This is a genomic window from Pseudomonas sp. PDM09, assembly GCF_014852305.1.
In the GTDB taxonomy this organism is placed as follows: domain Bacteria; phylum Pseudomonadota; class Gammaproteobacteria; order Pseudomonadales; family Pseudomonadaceae; genus Aquipseudomonas.
On sequence record NZ_JACVBI010000002.1, the window covers coordinates 58,046 to 79,140 of the forward strand.

Sequence of the window (21,095 nt, forward strand, 5' to 3'; positions counted from 1 at the left end):
CAGAATTTAAGCCTTGAGACATGGCGTTACAGCACGACAAATGAGGTTATTTCTCAAGTAAATGGATCCAGTGCTTTAAATCTATATGAGAATTACTATAAATTACGCCCCTTGCGCGCTGCCATCATCGTGCCGCCATCTCTTTTATGGCGCACTCTTTATGGCACAGATTGGCCCAAGAACCGGGAGTCATGTTGGAAAACTACTATCGCGAGCTGGTGTATTTCCTGAACGCCAAGCTAGGCAACCGTCAGGTGGCTGAAGATGTGGTGCATGACGCTTATCTGCGGGTGCTGGAGCGTTCCAGTGACACGCCGATCGAACAACCCCGGGCGTTTCTTTATCGCACCGCGCTCAATCTGGTAATCGACGACCACCGACGCAATGCCTTGCGCCAGGTCGAATCCCTGGACGTGCTCGACAGCGAAGAACGCTACTTCACGCCATCCCCCCACAACAGCCTTGATCACGGCCAGCGCCTGGACATGCTTCAGCGCGCACTGGCGGAGTTGCCAAAGCTGTGTCGCGAGAGTTTTCTTTTGCGCAAGATCGACGGCTTGTCGCACCCGCAAATCGCCGAGCACCTGGGGATTTCCCGGGCGCTGGTGGAAAAGCACATCGTCAATGCCATGAAGCATTGCCGGGTGCGCATGCGCCAGTGGGACGCCCATTGATCGGCACCGTTTAATCAGGCTTCGTTAAATTTTTTTTCATTGTCCTCGTTCCTATTCAACAGACGATCTGCTGCCGCACAAGGCCGGTCAGGTCACCCAGGCTTTATCCCCGCTGGTCCGGGGTTCATCCAGAGGACACTGGAAATGACACAGGCAATTGCATCGCCCATCGTTCACGACCTGATCGGCGTCGGTTTCGGCCCTTCGAACCTGGCTCTGGCCATCGCCTTGCAGGAGCGCGGGCCGAGCCAGGGCGAGCTGGATGTGCTGTTTCTCGACAAGCAGGCGGACTACCGCTGGCACGGCAACACCCTGGTCACCCAGAGCGAACTGCAGATTTCCTTCCTCAAGGACCTGGTGACGCTGCGTAACCCGACCAGCCCGTATTCTTTCGTCAATTACCTCAAGCATCACGGTCGTCTGGTGGACTTCATCAACCTCGGCACCTTCTATCCGTGCCGCATGGAGTACAACGACTACCTGCGCTGGGTCGCCGGGCAATTTACCGAGCAGAGCCGTTATGGCGAGGAAGTGTTGGCCATTGAACCGGTGCTGCACCACCAGCAGGTCGAAGCACTGCGAGTGATCTCGCGTGATACGCATGGTCAGCAGCATGTGCGCACCACCCGTTCGGTAGTGGTCAGCGCCGGCGGTACACCGCGCATTCCCGAAGCGTTCAAGGCACTCAAGGATGACGGCCGGGTGTTCCATCACTCCCAGTACCTGGAGCGCATGGCCAGGCAGCCGTGCGTGAACAACCAACCGATGAATATTGCGATCATCGGCGGCGGTCAGAGTGCGGCGGAAGCCTTCATCGACCTGAACGACAGCTTCCCGTCGGTGCAGGTGGACATGATCCTGCGTGGCTCGGCCCTGAAACCGGCCGATGACAGCCCTTTCGTCAACGAAGTGTTCTCTCCGGAGTTCACCGACCTGGTGTTCCAGCAGGCCAGCAGCGAACGCGAGCGCCTGGTCAACGAGTACCACAACACCAACTATTCGGTGGTGGACATCGACCTGATCGAACGCATCTACGGCATCTTCTACCGGCAGAAAGTCTCGGGCATTGCGCGACATGCGTTCCGTACTCTGACCACCGTCGAAAAAGCCACCGCTACCGAGCGCGGTATCGAGCTGGCGACACGCAACAACGCCACTGGAGAAGTCACGGTTCGCTGCTACGACGCCGTGGTGCTGGCCACCGGTTACGAGCGCCAGATGCACCGCAAATTGCTGGCGCCGCTTGCACAGTACCTGGGTGATTTCGAGGTCGATCGTCACTACAAACTGATCACCGACGAGCGTTGCAAGGCCGGCATCTACATGCAGGGCTTCTGCCAGGCCAGCCACGGCTTGAGCGACACCTTGCTGTCGATCCTGCCGATCCGCGCCGATGAAATTGCCGGCTCGCTGTATGACCATGGCAAGTCGCGTGGGCATGGGCGGTCGGTGATGGATGTGTTGTTGGCGACTGCCAGTTGATAAGCGTGTAATTCTCCAATCGTTTACATAAAACCAACCTGCCATTACTTGCGAAAGATGGCGGGTTTTTATTTTTCAGGGAGCGAGTCAGTCGACCGTTTGTCGGAGAAGCATTATTACCTATCAGATCTGACAGTAGACGAGACTCTTCCACCGGTTCTCTAATTACCCCAAGTGCCAAATTGGCCCAAAGAGAACTTGTTATGAGCGCCAACCCCCCAGGCAAGCCAAAAAGCAGCGTAATGGCTTTGGACTGGCCTAGCCTTCCCGGTTCCAATAAACCTGTCTATGCACCGGACGCGGATATTTGCCTGTCTATTGATCAATATGAGTCCGATGTTCGGGGGCAACGGGTTATCATAGATCCATGGCTTCACATGAATGAGCATGACACTTGTAGGCTTACACTTAACGGAGTTCCAGTCGGCACTAAAACAATTGAAGCGAGTGATGTACACAAGCAGGTCGAGATGTGGATCCCACCACTGCGCTTGCAAGGTAACCGCATTAACCAGATTTTCTACAGCGTAACTCGGATAAGCCAAATTGTCGGAATTTCAACTCCGATTTTACGGGTGATGTACAACAATGTTCGACCAGGTGACAAGGCTGATGAGCCTGTGGAAGAGGGGCATTCAAAACTTCTACTGAAGTTGCCACAGGATGTACTTGAAAACGGTATTGATATTGAACGGGCCGAGCAAGGGGTATTGGTCTGCGTTCCTTATCCCTACTGTAGAACTTCTGACATGATCTGGCTTGATTGTAATGGTAAGGATTATACGCATCAGGTCAGCGAGGCCGAGGCGGAACTTGGGCAAGTGTGTTTCGACCTCTTCAACGACATTTTTGAGCTGGCTGGAGACAACGCAAACTTCATCTTTAAGTACACCGTAGTGGATCAATGTCAAAACAGTCCGGACCCACGTGCACCTTACTCTGTGCCCGTTTCTGTGGTCGTTGATCTCAAAGGCAATCGGCTTGATGCACCAACCGTAATGGACGCTGACCCGGTCACCAAGATGATTGATCTCAGCGTTCTGGGAGAGAGGGACGTGACGGTAGAGGTCGAAACTCCCGTGCCTGGCTTTGAAGTTAATGACAGGGTTTTGCTGACCTGGCACGGCTTGTCTGAAGAGGGTACGGAGGTGATTGAGGGGCCCATCGAGTTACCGGTTACTCAGGTTGGAGTCGCTCTGAAGTTTTTCATTCCAAATGCCAAGGTCAAGGCAATCGTCAATGGCCGTGCAAGTGTCGCTTATCTGCGTAAGCGGAGCGGGGTAGTAGACCGCCCTTCGAAAGTGTCCTGGGTAGACATCGAAGATAAGGCCAGTCGTTTACTTCAGGTTGTCGGTAGTCGCTCGCAGACGGGGCCTCACTATCATGCAAACTTGAGTGTGTTGAGTGCGGCGCTCAGTGCAAACGGTACTGTTTTGTGGACCTATGCAGGTGAGTCCAGCGGTCAGTCCGGGCGCTTTTTTCTGGATACAGAACCTGAACGGGCATTGATTGTGGTCTTGCAGAACCAGGGCGCCGAACTCGACCGAATGGTGCTGCGACCCTCCAATATTACGGGTGTATTCAGTCAGGACAGCCGCAGAAGTGGTTGCATAACAAAGGACGATGGAAGTCTGTTTGGCTGGAGTGATCAATCTCAGATGTTGCCACCGCCGGGCCTCTCCGGAGTCAGTTACGCCGCCGCCGGTGGGCTCGCTTATGCGGTGATAAAAAACGATGCGACTGTCCAGGCGTGGGGATCCCCCGAGTATGGCGGGGTGATTCCAGCCGATATCCAGACACAACTTACGAATGTAAAAAAACTGTTTTCAAACGGGGGCGCATTCGTTGCATTGCGTTCTGACGGGAGTGTCGTAGCTTGGGGTAGTTCGGACTTTGGGGGGAGCATTCCTCCAGCCATAGCTCCGCTGCTGCATCAGGTGACTCAGGTTATCGGTGCTACAAACGACTTCAGTGCGTTATTGAATGACGGACGAGTGTTCAGTTGGGGAGAAACATGGCCGGATGGGTTGCAGGTCTCCGCAGCCCAAGGGGCTATGCGGCTTTGTGCGAGCAACCGCGCATTTGCTGCTCTCAAAGCAAACAGAACCGTCGTTGCATGGGGTTCTTCCGAGCATGGTGGAAGCATTCCTGATGAACTTTCAGGGCAGTTGGTCAATGTGACGTTGATTGTCTCCAGCAGCGCCGCTTTTGCGGTGTTAAGGGCGGATGGATCGGTGTTTGCCTGGGGCAACGCCAGGTTTGGCGGGAATGCCCCGGCATTCTTGCAGAATGTGCAGCATGTCGCAGGATCTACCACTGCGTTCTGCGCGTTGAAACATGATGGTTCTTTGACGGCCTGGGGAGAACCGGGCGAAGGCGGGACAGTTCCAGCAGGACTCGATCATGTTGTGTCGCTGAGTGCGTCGTATGGTTCGTTCTGCGCTGTGACGGATAACCGCACCGCCACTTCCTGGGGAAGCAATGCCGGCACCTTCAGTCTTTCTCCGGCAGTCTGTGTCTATTCCGCCGGTCCTTACTGGGTACTTCTCTCTACACATCGCGGCCTGGAGGCCAAAGGGGCTGGAGCCCCGGACCTTGGTTTCTTGAACGGAGAGGTTTCTTACATCGAGTGAGTGACATGAACGTTGCTCAACGATTTGTTGCTGCATAAAGAGAACTTCATCAAAGGAGATTCGTGATGAGTAGTATTGAGCGTGCAATGCCCACGGTCGCAAATGTCAAGATCATGGGAGAACCCGACGTTGATGGTACTGTCAGTGGTAGTTATCTCTATCAGAATGCAGAGGAGAACCCCGAAGGTCATTCAATTTTTTGCTGGTACAACACGACCGCGAATAACGAGATTGTCGCGGAAACTGTGGACCTGACGCTTCTGCCGGAACATGCAGGTATCGCGCTTAAATTCTCTGTGATCCCCGTGTCGTCAACCGGAGAAAGGGGGGTTGAAACCTTTTCCGACATCAAAACCGTTGGGTCTGGTGGATACCAGAACATCACGACGGAGGAAAGTGAAAACAGCTTTCTCAAGCAACAGGGAAGGTATGCGTACTACGCCAACGGCGCCAGTGATCGGATGCTCACTGCCACTGCCGGTGCTTTTGCACTGAAAAACCGGGTGACTCAGAATGTCTCCGTTAGAGGGGCTACCAACTTTGGAGGTGTCGTACCTCCCGAACTGGCGGGCTACCTCAATAACAATCCGGCCATCACCATGTTTTCCACTCTGAACAGTTTTGCTGCAATGGTACCGGTGGGAAGTGGTAACCAATTACTGGTGTGGGGGCCTGGAATTCCTGCGACTCTTCCCGATCTTCAAGATATCAAAGCGGTCTATTCCAACAGCTCTTCGCTGGCGTTTATCTATAGCGATCCCAAACTGGGCGCTAACACTATTGGCGCAGTCGGCACACCGGCGACGGGGGGCGTTGTGCCGATCGAGATTCAAAACAAATTGTTTTTTGATAAGCCCAAGGCCATTTACGCCACCACTGACGCATTTGCTGTCTTGACCCTCGGCGGGAAGGTATATACGTGGGGGAGTACGGTCAATGGCGGCGTTGTTCCTGCTGTAGACATCCTCCCTCAACTTGAGGCGATGACAGTACAGCGCATCGTGGCTTCACGCACGGCCTTCTGTGCCATCGATGGCAACGGAGGTGTGATTGCCTGGGGCGCCAATGGAGTCATTCCGGCGGCAACACTGGAGAAAATTTACGATGACGGTGGTGCTCAAACCGTTGTTGCCAACGACAGTGCCTTTTGCGTCATCACACGAGGCCGCAGCAAAGCTGTAACCTGGGGCCTGGCGGCCCATGGCGGTGTGATGACGGAACCGGCCGCCAGCCTGGCGGCCAGAGGCAACATTGTTTTGTGTTCGGCGGCGGCGCAGGCCATGTGTTTTATCAATAAGGATGGACAGGCTGCGGCCTGGGGGGCTGCGGCCTATGGCGGAGGCGCCATTCCGGCGAGCAGTAGCCTTGCGGCGGAGGCCGAATCTTCCATGAGCGCGCAAGAATTGCTTGAGGAAGACACCAGAACGGAGATCGAAAAGCTTTTCCAATCTGCCCCTGTTGTTTCGCCTCGCAGCATGTCTGAGCGGGTTTCATCGCGCGTTAAAACGGAAGATGGTGGGGAAATCCAACTGGTACGTAATGACAGTAGTTTCGTGCTAGTCAGCAAACAGCCCGACGGGCGAACAAAAGCGGTGATCTCCTGGGGGTTGGCCGCTGCAGGTGGCACCATTCCGGCGGCAGTCAAACAGACCCTCCTGGCCAGTAACATCCGCAAGATCTATTGCAGCAACGGTGCTTATGCGGCACTTGTCGACCAAGGGGCGGTCACAGGTGCCGTCGTGACTTGGGGCAAGGGTACCTTCGATGGCGGAGTTGTTCCTGCGGACCTGCAGAGCGCATTGACCAGAGGCGTGGTCGAAATTTATACGATCCAGGGACCGCCATCACCTGCCGGTAATGTCACTGCTGCCTTTGCCGCACGCAAAGAGAATAATAGTTTCGTTACTTGGGGGGGGCATATCAAAAATGAGGAGTTCACTCCAGACAAGAATATTGTCATGGGCGTGAATCAAAGAGCTATTCCCATAGCCAGTGGTGTCCTCATTATGGGTGAGGCCGTCATTGGAAGTGTTGTTCGTGGAAGTTATAGATATGAAAACACAGATGAAAATCCGGAGGCGGCATCACGATATCAATGGTACTTGAATGATGCGCCGATTCCAGCACCGGAAGGTGTCGCCATTGATTTGAGGGTGAAGTTGGAATATGCCGGGAAAAGACTAAAGTTTTCAGTCATTCCTGTAGCAGCCAGCGGAGAAACAGGTGTAGAAACATTTTCATCCGAGAAGCTTGTCGAATCGGGGTTTCAAGGTATTTCTCTCGAGGAAAATGAAAACAGTTATCTGAAACAATATGGGAATTTTTCTTTTCATGTCCCCGAACCTTCCGGGCGGATTTTCGTATCCACCGGTGGTGCTTTTGGCTTGATTGATCCCGAGACTCAAAGTCTCTATTTTCAAGGGCAAGCAGGGTGGGGGCTGCCAGTCCCTGCAAGTATCATCAATTTCTTGCAAAATAACCCGGCGGCAAAACTCTTTTCGACTGAAAGGGACTTTGCTGCATTGGTGAATGTTCAGGGTGGTAATCAACTGTTGGTATGGGGCGAGAATATCCCCGCGAATGTTTCTGTGAAGCTGACAGATATCAAGTCGGTATATTCCAATAGAGAGTGTTTTGCTTTTATCTACAAAAATGTCACAGGGAACGCTGACAGGATCGGAGCGATAGGCAGGCAAGGTTCGGGTAACGTCATTGCGCCCGAGATTCAAAGCAAATTATGGTTCGACGAGCCAGTGGCGATTTACGCGACTCAAAACGCTTTTGCTGTGCGTACTACAGGCGGCAAGGTTTACGCTTGGGGCAATCAGGCCAATGGTGGCTTGATCAACCCTACTGTTCGAGCGTTGTTGGACGGTGTTTTTGTCGAGCGGATCATTGCGGCCGCTAACGCATTCTGTGCGATTGGTACCCACGGAGAAATTGTCACCTGGGGGGTGGCTGACAGTGGAGGAGCGATCCCTTCAGCCCAGCTTGATTCAATTTTGAGCGATGGTGGAGTCGCGTCTGTCACCGCCTCGACGACGGCCTTTTGCGCGATCACTCGATCTCGTCGCAAAGCGGTAAGTTGGGGGCGTGTTGCAGAGGGTGGGCTGATGTCTGCATCGGCATCCTTGCTGGCTTTACAGGGCGATGTAATTGTATGCAAAGCAAATCGCTGGTCGTTTTGCATCATCAATAGCCGGGGGCAGGCTGAAGCATGGGGTGCCCCGCTCTACGGTGGCGCGTCACTGACGCAGACCGTTAAACGCAACATTAAGCGCGCCATAAAGCAAGCAGGGGCTTTGCATTACGTCTCCGATGCACGTCTAGGCTCAAGGATTATCACGGTCGATGGCATCCTCTCTCTCTATTCCAATGACGTCGCTTTTTTTCTACTCAGCCAGCATGAAAACGGGCGCACCAATGAGGTAGTTGTCTGGGGCATGAACACCCATGGAGGGGCGATGAGTTCCGCGACACGACAGGCGTTGCTGGCCAGTCTGGTCACCGGGGTATACAGCACCAACGGTGCGTTTGGTGTTGTGGCAACGCAAGGCGGTGTCTACGGGGCCGTTATTGTTTGGGGAGCAACCCTGGCGATGGAAGATGCAGGGGAAATTCCACCGGTGCCGCCAGATTTGGCCGGTTACTTGAGTCGTGATGTGGTCGAGTTGTATTCCATCAAGCGATTCCCTTATGTCGAGTATCCACCTCCGCCACCACCGAGACCTCCTCATACTGATCCTTCCTTTGCTGCAAGGCGCCGGGATGGCAGCTATGTATTGTGGGGCGGAAACGTCGTGAATCAGTATTACAAACCAGATCCTTTGCAGTTGTCGTCTTTGAAATTGAAACCTCGGCGGCCGAAAGACCGGACGAGGAGCTGATTCAACAGGTTCGACGGCTTATTCAATCTATCGACAGTCAATCGATAACTATCGCTCCTCACGGAGCGATAGTTGAATACCTGAACGCTGCAATCCTTTCTTGAGTTTCGTGTCTTGGACACGCCAATCCCCTTACTTCAAACTGCAGGCGCTGCCGTCGTGTTCCTGCCGGTGATTTTGCTGGCGTACATGGGGCTGACGCAGGCGGTGAAAGGTTTCTATATTCGACGGTTTGGCGGGCAGTAATGCCCTACTGCCTCGACGTACAACTGTTGCGTGGATTTTAGGAAAAGTCCTACAGAAAACGTGATGTGTCTTGCGTAGCCTTGCTCCCCACGAATCTGTCACCCCGCAGGGGGCCCCATTTTGCCGAACAAAACCTTGCGTATCCTGATCGCCGACGAACAGCATTTTCACCGGATGAAAACCGAGCGGCTGTTCAATCAGCTCGGTTATTACCGGGTGGCCCCGGTACAAAGCCTTGTGGAGATGCTGACCCTGGTCGAGTACGGTTGCGAGCCATTTGATCTGGTGGTCATCAATGCCTCGCTGGCGGATGGGGCATTGAACCTGCTCGGGTTCTTCCTCGATAACGGCCAGGTTCACCACGCCTTGATCTACGATGACCGGCCGGCACAGTTGTCGCCGATCCCGGCCGCCGGTGTTAAACACAAGGTTCAGCAAAAGCTTCAGGTAAGCCACGGGGCGCGGCCTGATCTGGCGTCCATTCAACGGCTGATGGCGCTCATCGATCCGCCTGCGGGTGAAGCTTCACAGTCCCCCGTGCCTGCGCGATATCAGCATCAAATTGCTTGATTCTGGGTTGCCGCTCGTCGGAACTATCATTTCTGACAGGTACCTTCTTCCTGTCCGTCATGCAAAAGTCTTAGCGCAGCCGTTGCGTCCGGCACGTCGTTATCCGGCGTGGTGCGCAATCGTCAGATCTTTGCACAGGGAGTTACCATGAAGTCAGTGCTGATTGTGGACGATCATCCGGTGATACGCGCCGCAGTCAAAATCGTATTGGAGAAGGAGGGTTTCAAACGGATTTATGAGGCGTCCAGCGGTAGCGAGGCGTTGTCGATGCTCCGTGAGCACTCACCCACGCTGGTGGTGCTGGATCTGGTGATGCCCGAGGGCGATGGGCTGGATGTGCTGGACCGGATCAGGGCCAGTGACTGGTCATGTCTGGTACTGGTTTTCACATCTCTGGACCCACTGTATTTTCAAGAGCGTTGCATGCGCGCCGGGGCCATGGCGTATGTCGCCAAGACCAACGTCCTGAGTCAATTGCACAAAGCCGTGCATGCGGTCATGACCGGTTATACCTATTTTGCGCGGCTGCCTTCGGGATCGCAGGACGCCCTGCAACGCAGCGAAAAACAGATGATCGACAAGCTCTCCAACCGCGAACTGACCATCCTGCAATACCTGGCCCGGGGTATGAGTAACAAGGCCATCGCCGAGCTTATGCACCTGAGTCACAAGACCGTCAGCACCTACAAGACCCGCTTGATCGAAAAGCTCGGCGTGAACGCGGCGGTGCACCTGCGGGATTTTGCCAAGCGCAATCATCTGATCTGAGTGAGCCAGACCATGCACATGTTGCTGTTGGCCTTGGCACTGAGCCTTTTAACGCAGGTGCCTGCGGCGATGGCCGACGAGCCGCAGCGGTTGCATTTGCTGGGGCGCTCCACCGTGGAGGGCTTTGAGGTCAAGCTGGATGAAAAGGACTGGCAATGGCTACGCGATAAACGAGCCCTTCGCCTGGGTGTAACGGGGGCGGATTACCCGCCGTTCGAAGTGACGCGTCACCGCGATGACCTGGAGGGCATCACGGCCGATTACGCCGAGCTGCTGGGGCAACTGCTGCATGTCAAAATCGACGTGCTGCGTTATGCCACTCGTGAGGCCGCCATGGATGCCCTCAAACGCCATGAGCTGGATCTGCTCGGAACCTCGAACAACTTCGAAGCGACCGACCCCGCGCTGACCCGGTCCCGAGCCTACGCCGAAGATCAGCCCATGCTGGTCACCCGACTGGACGAGCGAATGCCCGTCGACCTTGCCGGCAAACGCATCGCCATGGTCGAAGACTATTTGCAGGCGCAGACCGTTGAAGATTTTTATCCCGATGCAAGTTTGCAACTCTATCCCTCGGCACTCGATGCGCTCGGAGCGGTAGCGTTCGGGCCAGACGATGTGTACCTCGGAGACCTCATCAGCGCCAATTATCTGATCAACAATAACTACCTCAACAATGTTCATCTGGCGGGGCCTTCCGGTCTGGATGCCAATCCGTTCGGCTTTGCTTTGGCGAAGGACAATCCGCGTCTCAAAAGCATCATCGACAAGGCTCTGGCGGCGATTCCGATGGAACAGCGCGTGGTCATCGAAGTGCGCTGGAGTGCCGGCAGGGCTGATTCGGCGGGTCAGGAGCAGGTGCGTTTGAGCCCCAGTGAACAACGCTGGCTGGACCGGCATCCGACGGTTACTGTCGGTGCGATCGACAACTTTGCCCCGCTGACGTTCTACGATGCCCAAGGCCGGCTCAACGGGTTGACGGCGCAGTTGCTGACGCTGATCAGCCAGCGCAGCGGTTTGACCTTTGAGGTGCAACGCGGCCACTCACTGGACCGGCAGATTGAGCAACTCCAGGACGGCGAAATCGACCTGTTGCCTGTGGTTACTCCCAGTACCGAGCGTGAAGATGCATTGCTGTTTACCCGCGCCTACCTCAGCAATCCATTTGTGCTGGTCAGTGCAACGACGACGGGCAGCCCAAGGACGCTGGACGATCTGGCCGGTAAACGCCTGGCGATTTATCGTGGTCATCCGTTGTTCGGGTTCCTGCAGGCCCGGGCGCCGCAGGTGCGCCTGGTCGAAGTGCAAAGCCCGGCCGAGGGCATGGAACGGGTGATCAAGGGGCAGGCTGATGCGACACTCAGTTCATTGATCGTCGCCCGTTACCTGATCGCTCGGCATTACCGTGATCGTCTGCGCGTCAGCAGCACCGTGGGTGATCGACCGGCCCGCATTGCCTTGGCCACCGATCGCGGCGCGCTGGAGTTGCACTCGATTCTGAACAAGGCATTGCTGAGCATTTCGCCTCAGGAAATGGACGATCTGGTGGCCCGCTGGAGCAATGATGTGGTGCTGGATGACAGCTATTGGCTACGCCATCGTCAAGGCATTCTTCAGGCGTTTGCCGTGGCTGGCGCCCTGTTGTTGCTCGCCCTGGGCTGGATCGCCTGGCAGCGCCGGCAAATCCGTCAGCGCCAGCACTGGTTACGGCAATTGCAGGAGGCCAAGAACGAGGCGGACGATGCCAACCGCGCCAAAACCACTTTTCTGGCCACCATGAGTCATGAGATCCGCACACCGATGAACGCCCTGATCGGCATGCTCGAACTGGCCCTCAAACGTGCGGACGAGGGCGTCACCGATCGCTTTGCCATTGAGGTGGCGTCCGGTGCCGCACAACAATTATTGGCGCTGATCGGTGACATTCTGGACATCGCCCGTATTGAGTCCGGACATTTATCCCTGACACCTGAACGCGCCAATCTTCGGGAGCTGGTGGAGTCGGTGTGCCGGGTTTTCGAAGGCCTTGCACGGCAGAATGAACTGGCGTGGCGAATCGATCTGGATGAACACAGTGATTGCGACGTGTTGATCGACCCCAACCGTTTCAAGCAGGTGCTGTCCAATCTGCTGAGCAACGCCATCAAGTTCACCCGTGAGGGCGAGGTGAGCCTGACGCTGCGGGTGAAGCCCCTCACGTCGGGGCATCTGGCGGTCAGTGTGCGCATTGAAGACACTGGCATTGGCATCAGTGACGTCGATCGGCAACGGTTGTTCAGCCCGTTCGCCCAAGCCAGCAATAACCCGCAGTCAGCTCGCGGCGGCTCCGGGTTGGGCCTGGTAATCAGCCGCAACCTGTGCGAAATGATGGGCGGCCAGTTGCAACTCGACAGCGTCCCTGGGCAAGGCACACAGGTCGACATCACCCTTGAGCTGATCGCACTGCAACCGTTGCCTTCCATTGCGCCAGTGGATAGCGGGGTGCAGGTGCCGACGCGGCCACTGACGATTCTGGTGGTCGACGATCACCCGGCTTAATCGTTTGTTGCTTTCATGGCAACTGAGCCACCTGGGGCATCGCGTTCTGGAGGCTGAAGAGGGCGCCCGGGGGCTTGAGCTGTGGCGCGACTGTGAGTTCGATCTGGTGGTTACCGACTGCAATATGCCCAGGCTCAGTGGTTATGAACTGGCGGGTGCAATACGCGATGAAGAACGCGCCCAGGGATTACCGTCGACGCTGATTCTGGGCTTTACCGCCAATGCGCAGCCCGAGGAGAAAGTCCGCTGTCTGGAGGCAGGTATGGACGACTGCCTGTTCAAACCCATCCTGCTGGCGGATTTGAGCGCATGGCTGGCGTCCAGGTTTGCAAACGAAGCACCCGAGACGCTCGAAAAGCAACCCCCGCCCGAGATGGACTTGAGTGGCCTGGAGCAATACGTCGGTGCGGACCGCACACTGCTCGATCAGCTGGTGCGCAAACTGGTGGTGACCAATCGGGTTGATCGGGATGATCTGCTCAAGGCGCACGCCAGTGGCAATCGCCATGACCTGCAAGCCTTGGCGCACCGCATCAAGGGCGGTGCGCGCATGGTCCGGGCGGTGCGTTTGATCGAGCATTGCGAGCAACTGGAGCGTGTCATCGATGAAGGGAACACGCTGCTGCTCGATGAAGCCGTCGATCGGTTGCAGCACGCTATGTCATTGCTGGACAAGCATTTGAGCGCAGATTCGAGCCAGATCTGAAGCTTTTTAAGCAATATCGCTATGGCTGAATTCCTCGCCCAGAAAGTCGATCAAGGTCCGCACCGACGGCAACAATCCGCGTCGTGAGGGGAAGATCGCGTGCACGATTCCGCACTTGGGGGCCCAGCCCGGCACCAGTTCCACCAGTCGGCCGGCGGCAATCTCATCGCGCACCACCACACTTGGCAGGTGGGCGATGCCGATGCCGGCGAGCACCGCGTGACGCAAGGCCAGCAAGTCGTCGGTGACCATCCGCGGGGAATGACGAATCAGCGCGCTGGCACCGTCGGCACCGAACAATTCCCACTGATATTCCCGCTGCGCGCCACCCCAATGCACGCTCGGCAGCCCACTGAGATCAGCCGGCGTGGCCGGTGACGACAAGCGCTGCAAAAACGCCGGAATGCCCACCAGGCATTGGGTGCTGTTGCCCAGCACCTTCATCACCATGTCGGTGTTTTCCAGTGGTGGAAAGCGCACGCGCAGCGCGATATCGAACCCTTCGTGGATCAGATCGACCCGGCGGTTGGTGCTTTCGATGAACAATTCCACCAACGGGTATTTGAGCATGTAGCGGGTCAGCATCGGCCCGACCCAGGAATTCAGCAGCGCGGTCGGGCAACTGATGCGCACCAGGCCCTGGGGTTCGGAGCGATTGCGTTCGATCAGTTCGGCGGCGCTTTCGGCTTCGACCCGCATGGCCAGGCAACGCTGGTAGTAAGCCTGGCCGATTTCGGTCAACGAGCAATGCCGGCTGCTGCGGTGCAGCAAGCGCACACCGAGGCGTTCTTCGAGCTCGGCAATGCGTCGGCTGAGCTTGGATTTGGGCATGTCCAGCGCGCGCCCAGCCGGGGCGAAACCGCGGTGCTCCACCACTTGGGTGAAGTAGTACAGGGTGTTGAGGTCTTCCACCATCGTTCTCCAAATAGAACGCTAAGGCTGATTTTTGCAGTCTAGCGCACCAAAGGCGCCGGTTTTAAGCTTTGTCCATCGCGTCAAACAACAGATTCGGAGGCAAAGATGAAAAACATCATCGGTATCTACACCAGCCCACGACCTCACTGGGTCGGCGACGGTTTTCCGGTTCGCACGCTGTTTTCCTACGACAACCTGGGCAAACACATCAGCCCGTTTCTGCTGCTGGATCACGCCGGCCCTGCCGAATTCACCCCGACCACCGAGCGTCGTGGCGTTGGTCAGCATCCGCACCGCGGTTTCGAAACCGTGACTATCGTCTACAAGGGCGAACTGGAACACCGCGATTCCACCGGCAGCGGCGGCAAGATCGGCCCCGGCGATGTGCAATGGATGACCGCAGCGTCGGGGATTCTCCATGAAGAGTTCCACTCCGAAGGTTTCGCCAAGAGCGGCGGCACCCTGGAAATGGTGCAGCTGTGGGTCAACTTGCCGGCCAGGGACAAGATGGCCGAGCCCGGTTACCAAACGATTCTCGACGCTGACATTCCGAGCATCCCACTGAAGAACAACGCTGGCAGCCTGCGCTTGATCGCCGGTGAGTTCGAAGGCCACAGCGGCCCGGCGCGGACCTTTACGCCAATCGATGTGTGGGACGTTCACTTGAACGCCGGCAAATCGCTGACCCTGGATCTGCACCAAGGGCGCAACACGGCACTGGTGGTGCTGCGCGGCACGGTTCAGGTCAACGGTGTGGAGTTGGTGCGAGAAGGGCAGTTGGCGTTGTTCGAACGCAATGGCAATCAGCTCAGTCTGGAAGCCAATAACGACGCCGTGGTGTTGCTGCTAAGCGGAGAGCCAATTGACGAGCCCATTGTTGGCCACGGCCCGTTCGTGATGAACACCGAGCAAGAAATTCACCAGGCCTTTGCCGACTTCCAGTCGGGACGCTTTGGCCGGATGAGTGATTGAAATCATTGTTGTAGCGCTGTGGCGTGCCGGGTTTGGCTGACTACGCTTGCCTGGCCACGTTTAAACGAAAAATCAGAGTTCACTTACGCCGGCCCGTTCGGCATCGATAAAAAGCGAGGATTACCCCATGACTACTTCCTACAAACGTCTCGACAAGGATAACGCCGCCGTTCTGCTGGTCGATCATCAGGCAGGTTTGCTTTCTCTGGTGCGCGACATCGATCCGGACCGTTTCAAGAACAACGTGCTGGCCCTGGCCGACCTGGCCAAGTACTTCAAGCTGCCAACGATTCTGACCACCAGTTTCGAAACCGGCCCCAACGGCCCGCTGGTGCCGGAACTCAAGGAGTTGTTCCCGGATGCGCCGTACATCGCTCGCCCAGGCCAGATCAATGCCTGGGACAACGAAGACTTCGTCAAGGCGATCAAGGCTACCGGCAAGAAACAGCTGATCATCGCCGGTGTGGTGACCGAAGTCTGCGTGGCGTTCCCGGCGCTGTCGGCACTGGCCGAAGGTTTTGAGGTGTTCGTGGTGACCGATGCTTCCGGCACGTTCAACGAACTGACCCGTCAATCGGCGTGGGATCGCATGTCTTCGTCCGGTGCCCAACTGATGACCTGGTTCGGCCTGGCCTGTGAACTGCATCGCGACTGGCGCAACGACGTGGAAGGTCTGGCGACTTTGTTCTCCAACCACATCCCGGACTACCGCAACCTGATGACCAGCTACAACACCCTCACCAACAGCAAGTAATTAATGTGGGAGCGGGCTTGCTCGCGAAAGCGGTGTAACAGTCGACATTATTGTTGAATGTGAAGCAGCCTTCGCGAGCAAGCCCGCTCCCACATTGGTTTTGTGGTGTTTTGCCGATCGCAGGCTTCGCCAGCTCCTACAATCTGTGAGATCTTCGCGCCATTGGCCCTTACTGGAGTTGCTTGATGCTGTCACTGCTTACCGATCATCCGTTGCTCAGCGCGCTGATCCTGATCCTGATCGATCTGGTGTTGTGGCGTTTGATCACGGCCAGCGGCAGCAACTGGAAACTGGCGGTGCGGCTGGTGATTTTCGCGCTGTTCAGCATGCTGCTGTTCAACGAAGGCTTGAACCCCATGGAGCCGGCGCCATGGGCTGATAACGTGCCGTTGCACCTGGCGGCAACCGGTTTGCAAATTGGCTGGTGGCTGTTCGCCGCGCGCACCCTGACGGTGTTGATCGGCGCGGTGATGATGCAACGGGTCGGGCACACCGGGCGTTTGTTGCAGGACTTGCTCGGCGCGGTGATTTTCCTGATCGCGGTCATAGCCGCCCTGGCTTACGTGCTCGAGTTACCGGTCAAGGGCGTGCTGGCAACGTCCGGTGCGTTGGCGATCATCGTCGGCCTGGCCTTGCAAAGTACCCTCAGCGACGTGTTTTCCGGGATCGTCCTCAACACCACCAAACCCTATCAACTGGATGACTGGATCTCCATCGACGGCACCGAAGGCCGGGTCACCGACATCGACTGGCGCGCCACGCGCCTGCAAACCGCCCAAGGCAGCATGGCGGTGATTCCCAACTCCCTGGCGGCCAAGGCCAAGATCGTCAACTTCAGTCGCCCCAGCGATATTTTCGGCGTCTCGATCAGCTTGCAAGTGAGCCCCCACGCTCGTCCGCAAACGGTGATCGATGCACTGGAGCGGGCCATGCAGGGCTGCCGCTTCCTGTTGAACAAACCGGCACCGTGCGTGGCGTTGAAAAGCTCCGGCAGCACCGGCGTGGAGTATGAAATCAGCGGTTTCGTGGTGTCCATGGATCAGAAGCGCATGGTACGTAATCAGCTGTTCGACCTGGCATTCCGACACTTGCAGGCGTCCGGGGTCAGTCTGTTGTCGAGCGTTGAACCCAACGCGCCTGCTGCGCTGTCACGGCAGCGGGCGTTGCTGGATAGCTCGAACATCTTCTCGACCCTGCGTCAGGAAGAGAAAGAAACCTTCAGCCAGAACATGAAGCTGCAAACCTTCCGCGCCGGGGAAATGATCCTGCCGGCGGGGGAGGTGAGCGATCACCTGTTCATCATCGAATCCGGCGTGGTGTCGGTCGCCCTGAGCCGCGGTGGCAAAAAGTTCGAGGCCGGGCGCATGGGACCGGGTGAGGTGATTGGCGAGGCCGGGATTCTGTCCGATGAATCGGCGCTCGCCGACTTTTCGGCCAAGACCTTTTGCACGCTCTACCGCATCGAGAAGGAATACCTCAAGCCATGCCTGGATGCGCGGCATGACATCAGCGAAGCGATGAAGGCGTTGTTCGATTACCGGATGCATACGGCTCAGACGCTGATTCAGGAAACACCCAAGGTGGTGGAGAAAAAGGGGTTTTTGCAATGGTTGCGCAAGCGTAGCGGCTGATGTGTTGGTTGCCTGAGCCATCACTGAATATCTTCCGGCCGATTGGCATCCTCAACTTCCCAATAATTGGCTATTTGTACAACCTCAGGTCGGCATTAACGTAGCGCCAACCTCACCTGTTATTGGAGCTCACCATGCAACCTCGTATCGATTTCTACACCGCCTCCCCGGACGGCCTGAAAGCCATGATGGCCCTGGAAGCCGCCGTCTCGAAGCTGCCGCTGGAAAAGTCGCTGATCGAACTGGTCAAGCTGCGCGCATCACAGATCAACGGCTGTGCCTTCTGCATCGACATGCACACCGCCGATGCCATCAAGGGTGGGGAAACGCCACGCCGGCTGTTTGCCGTGACGGCCTGGCGCGAGGCACCGTTCTTCACCGATCGTGAACGTGCCGCACTGGCCTGGACCGAATCCTTGACCCAACTGAGCCTGACCCACGCCCCGGACGAAGACTATGCACTGCTCAGCGCCGAGTTCAGCCCCAAGGAAATGGTCGACCTGACCGTGGCGATTTCCACCATTAACAGCTGGAATCGGCTGGCCGTGGGTTTTCGCAAAATGCCTCAAGAGTAAGAATCGGGCTCAATGCGCATCAGCACTCGGCGCGGCCGGTGGTTGCACCTTGCGCATCAAGGGCACCATCGCCGTGGCGAGGATGAAGCAGACCATGATCATCAGGAACGCGTCGCCGTAGGTTTGCGTCTGCGCTTCGCGGTAGGTCAGCAGCCACAACTGACGCAGGCTGGCGGTGACGCCGATGTCACCGCTTTGGCCGAGGGCGGCGAAGTTATGGCCGACCTGGGATAGCCACTGATTGAGTGCTTCGTTGGTGCTGTTGAGGTTCTCCGCCAACCTTGTGAAGTGCAGGTTGGTGCGGTCATTGAGGATCGTGGCGCACGCGGCGATACCCATCGCGCCGCCGAGGTTGCGCATCAGGTTGAACAATCCCGAGGCATGTTTGAGCCGCGCGGGCGCCAGTCCGCCGAGGGTCAGGGTCACCGCGGGTGGCACTGCCAGTTGTTGAGCGATCCCGCGCAAGGCTTGCGGCAGCATCAACTCTTTAGCTCCCCAGTCGTGAGTGATCGGGCTGAAATCCCACATCGACAGGGCGAACAGCCCAAGGCCGGTCATCATGATCCAGCGCAAGTCGATGCGGTTGGCCAGAAAGGCGTACAACGGAATCGCCAGGATCTGGAACACCCCGGTGGAAAAAACCGCCAGGCCAATGTCCAGCGCGCCGTAGCCACGTACACGACCGAGAAACAGTGGCGTCAGGTAAATCGTCGCGAACAGACCGATCCCCGTGACGAATGAAAAGAAACAGCCGAGGGCGAAGTTGCGGTCTTTCAAGGCACGCAGATCGACGATCGGATTGGCCACGTGCAAGGTCCGACCGATGAAAGCCAATCCCGCCAGGCCGCTGATCCAGGCGGTGGTCAGAATCGTGCTGTCGCTGAACCAGTTCCAGCGCGGGCCTTCTTCGAGGGTGTATTCCAGGCAGCCGAGAAACACTGCCATGAACAGCATGCTCAGGTAGTCGGCGCCCTTGAGCAGTGACAATTCCGGCTGGTCGATTTTCACCAGCATCGGCACCGCCACCGCAACGAAAATCCCCGGCACCAGGTTGATGTAGAACAGCCAGTGCCAGGACGAAATGTCGGTGATCCAGCCACCGATCACCGGCCCGAGCGTCGGTGCCAGCGAGGCCACGGCGCCGATGGTCGCGGCGGCGATCACCCGTTGTTTACCGGTAAAGAAAAAGAACGCGGTGGTGAACACCAGCGGGATCATCGAACCACCGAGAAACCCTTGCAGGGCGCGAAAGGCGATCATGCTCTGGATGTTCCAGGCCGCGCCGCAGAGCAGGCTGGCCAGGGTGAAACCCACCGCCGAGGCGCAGAACAGCCAACGGGTCGAGAACACCCGGGACAGCCAGCCCGACAGTGGAATCACGATGATTTCGGCGATCAGGTAACTGGTCTGCACCCACGCGGTTTCGTCGGTGCCGGCCGAGAGCCCGCCGCCGATGTCACGCAGCGACGCCGAGACGATCTGGATATCCAGCAGCGCAATGAACATGCCGATGCACATCGTGGCGAAGGCGAACACCTTGGTCGCCGTCGCCATGTTGGCGGCGTTGAACGGCTGCGCGGGGGCGGCGAGGGCGCGATTCATGGCGCGCTGGCCACGGTCGGAGTTTCAGGTTCGGCGCGGGTATCCACTTCAGCCGTCACCGACAGGCCGGGACGCAGATGACCGAGCACGCCGTCGGCCGGGTCGAGCAGGATTCGCACCGGCACCCGCTGGACGATTTTGGTGAAATTGCCGGTGGCGTTTTCCGGTGGCAGCACACTGAACTGCGAACCGCTGGCTGGCGCGAGGCTGTCCAGATGACCGTGGAATTCACGTCCCTTGAGCACGTCCGCATGAACGATCACACGCTGGCCTGGCGTCATCCGCGACAGCTGATCTTCCTTGAAATTGGCATCGACCCACAGCCCGCTGGCCGGCACCACCGACAACAGTTGCGAACCGGCTTGAGCGTAAGCGCCGACCCGTGCCCGACGATTGCCGATCACGCCGTCGACGGGGGCTTTCAACTCGGTGTAACCGACGTTCAACTGCGCCAGGTCACGCTCGGCCCGCGCCTGGATCAACGCGGCGCGCGCTTGCTGCTTCTGGGTTTCGATCACATTCAATTGACGTTGCGCGGCCAGCAGTTCGGCCTGAGCCCGGGCACTCTGCGCCTGTGCAGTCTTGAAGGTGGCGTCGGCCCGTTGTGCGCTTTCCACCGAGACGGCATTGCTGTTCACCAGGCGTTTGTAGCGGGCGTTATCGTCCCGCGAGCGGGCCGTTTCGGCGCCGGCGGCATCGATGCCGGCGCGGGCCTGGCCGATCACCGCGTGTTGCAGTTGTTCGGTGGCGTCGAGGTTGGCGAGTAACGCTTCTTCGGCAGCCACCGCACCCTCGGCCTTCGCCAGGTTGGCGCGATAGTCGCGGGCGTCGAGCCGGATCAGCACATCGCCGGCCTTGACCTTCTGGTTGTCGGTGACCAGCACCTGTTCGATATACCCCGCGACCTTCGGCCCGATCACCGTGACGTCGCCACCGATGTAGGCATCGTCGGTTTCTTCGATGAAACGGCCGGCGGTCCACCAATGGGTTGCGTACAGCCCGATGATTACCAGAGCCGCAATACCTGCTGTCAGCGAGAGCAACCTTTTAAGCAGGGGAGGCTTGGGTGTGTTCATCGCGACAGCAAGGTCGGGTTCAGGGCTGGGCATGCTGGTCATAGAGAAGTACCTGTGAGAAATGAT

14 protein-coding genes and 1 pseudogene are annotated in these 21,095 nt (G+C 57.4%); 12 read left to right on the top strand and 3 right to left on the bottom strand.

Translation table 11 applies throughout. The annotated features are described in order from the left end of the window. Positions 1 to 191: 191 nt before the first annotated feature. From IB250_RS04885 to IB250_RS04915, 8 genes and pseudogenes are all read left to right on the top strand, one after another. Positions 192 to 674 (top strand): sigma-70 family RNA polymerase sigma factor, encoded by a 483-nt coding sequence (locus tag IB250_RS04885; protein ID WP_192343244.1) that lies wholly within the window; start codon positions 192 to 194, stop codon positions 672 to 674. A gap of 144 nt (positions 675 to 818) precedes the next feature. Further along, positions 819 to 2,156, top strand: coding sequence for a lysine N(6)-hydroxylase/L-ornithine N(5)-oxygenase family protein (locus tag IB250_RS04890; RefSeq protein ID WP_192343245.1), 1,338 nt, complete (start codon positions 819 to 821; stop codon positions 2,154 to 2,156). A gap of 203 nt (positions 2,157 to 2,359) precedes the next feature. Next, positions 2,360 to 4,789, top strand: coding sequence for an RCC1 domain-containing protein (locus IB250_RS04895; protein ID WP_192343246.1), 2,430 nt, complete (start codon positions 2,360 to 2,362; stop codon positions 4,787 to 4,789). Between the two features lie 65 nt (positions 4,790 to 4,854). Continuing rightward, a complete protein-coding gene (locus tag IB250_RS04900) occupies positions 4,855 to 8,676 on the top strand; it encodes a hypothetical protein (protein ID WP_192343247.1) in 3,822 nt (1,273 codons plus the stop codon). A 114-nt stretch (positions 8,677 to 8,790) separates the two neighbouring features. Beyond that, positions 8,791 to 8,922, top strand: a complete 132-nt coding sequence (locus IB250_RS28800) for a hypothetical protein (protein ID WP_263864763.1) — start codon at positions 8,791 to 8,793, stop codon at positions 8,920 to 8,922. 120 nt (positions 8,923 to 9,042) lie between these two features. Then, positions 9,043 to 9,492, top strand: coding sequence for a response regulator (locus IB250_RS04905; RefSeq protein ID WP_192343248.1), 450 nt, complete (start codon positions 9,043 to 9,045; stop codon positions 9,490 to 9,492). Positions 9,493 to 9,639: 147 nt separating this feature from the next. Next, complete coding sequence (locus tag IB250_RS04910; protein ID WP_192343249.1) at positions 9,640 to 10,260, top strand: response regulator transcription factor; 621 nt, start codon at positions 9,640 to 9,642, stop codon at positions 10,258 to 10,260. A 12-nt stretch (positions 10,261 to 10,272) separates the two neighbouring features. Further along, positions 10,273 to 13,504: pseudogene (locus IB250_RS04915) on the top strand (ATP-binding protein). A gap of 6 nt (positions 13,505 to 13,510) precedes the next feature. Here IB250_RS04915 and IB250_RS04920 read toward each other — a convergent pair. Continuing rightward, a complete protein-coding gene (locus IB250_RS04920) occupies positions 13,511 to 14,419 on the bottom strand; it encodes a LysR substrate-binding domain-containing protein (RefSeq protein WP_192343250.1) in 909 nt (302 codons plus the stop codon). A 105-nt stretch (positions 14,420 to 14,524) separates the two neighbouring features. Here IB250_RS04920 and IB250_RS04925 point away from each other — a divergent pair, with 105 nt between their 5' ends. From IB250_RS04925 to IB250_RS04940, 4 genes are all read left to right on the top strand, one after another. Then, a complete protein-coding gene (locus tag IB250_RS04925; protein WP_192343251.1) occupies positions 14,525 to 15,391 on the top strand; it encodes a pirin family protein in 867 nt (288 codons plus the stop codon). 127 nt (positions 15,392 to 15,518) lie between these two features. Next, complete coding sequence (gene ycaC / locus IB250_RS04930; protein ID WP_007907677.1) at positions 15,519 to 16,145, top strand: isochorismate family cysteine hydrolase YcaC; 627 nt, start codon at positions 15,519 to 15,521, stop codon at positions 16,143 to 16,145. Between the two features lie 185 nt (positions 16,146 to 16,330). Continuing rightward, entirely contained in the window at positions 16,331 to 17,776 is a 1,446-nt protein-coding gene (locus IB250_RS04935) for a mechanosensitive ion channel family protein (RefSeq protein ID WP_192343252.1), read from the top strand. Positions 17,777 to 17,910: 134 nt separating this feature from the next. Further along, the gene (locus IB250_RS04940; RefSeq protein ID WP_192343253.1) at positions 17,911 to 18,351 is read left to right on the top strand and encodes a carboxymuconolactone decarboxylase family protein; all 441 of its coding nucleotides are present in this window, start codon (positions 17,911 to 17,913) and stop codon (positions 18,349 to 18,351) included. A gap of 9 nt (positions 18,352 to 18,360) precedes the next feature. Here the strand turns inward: IB250_RS04940 and IB250_RS04945 are convergent, their stop codons facing one another. Both IB250_RS04945 and IB250_RS04950 read right to left on the bottom strand, forming a co-directional pair. Beyond that, positions 18,361 to 19,953 (bottom strand): DHA2 family efflux MFS transporter permease subunit, encoded by a 1,593-nt coding sequence (locus tag IB250_RS04945; RefSeq protein ID WP_192343254.1) that lies wholly within the window; start codon positions 19,951 to 19,953, stop codon positions 18,361 to 18,363. Continuing rightward, a complete protein-coding gene (locus IB250_RS04950) occupies positions 19,950 to 21,071 on the bottom strand; it encodes an HlyD family secretion protein (RefSeq protein WP_192343255.1) in 1,122 nt (373 codons plus the stop codon). Before IB250_RS04950 ends, IB250_RS04945 begins: the two co-directional genes overlap by 4 nt. Between the last annotated feature and the right edge of the window lie 24 nt (positions 21,072 to 21,095).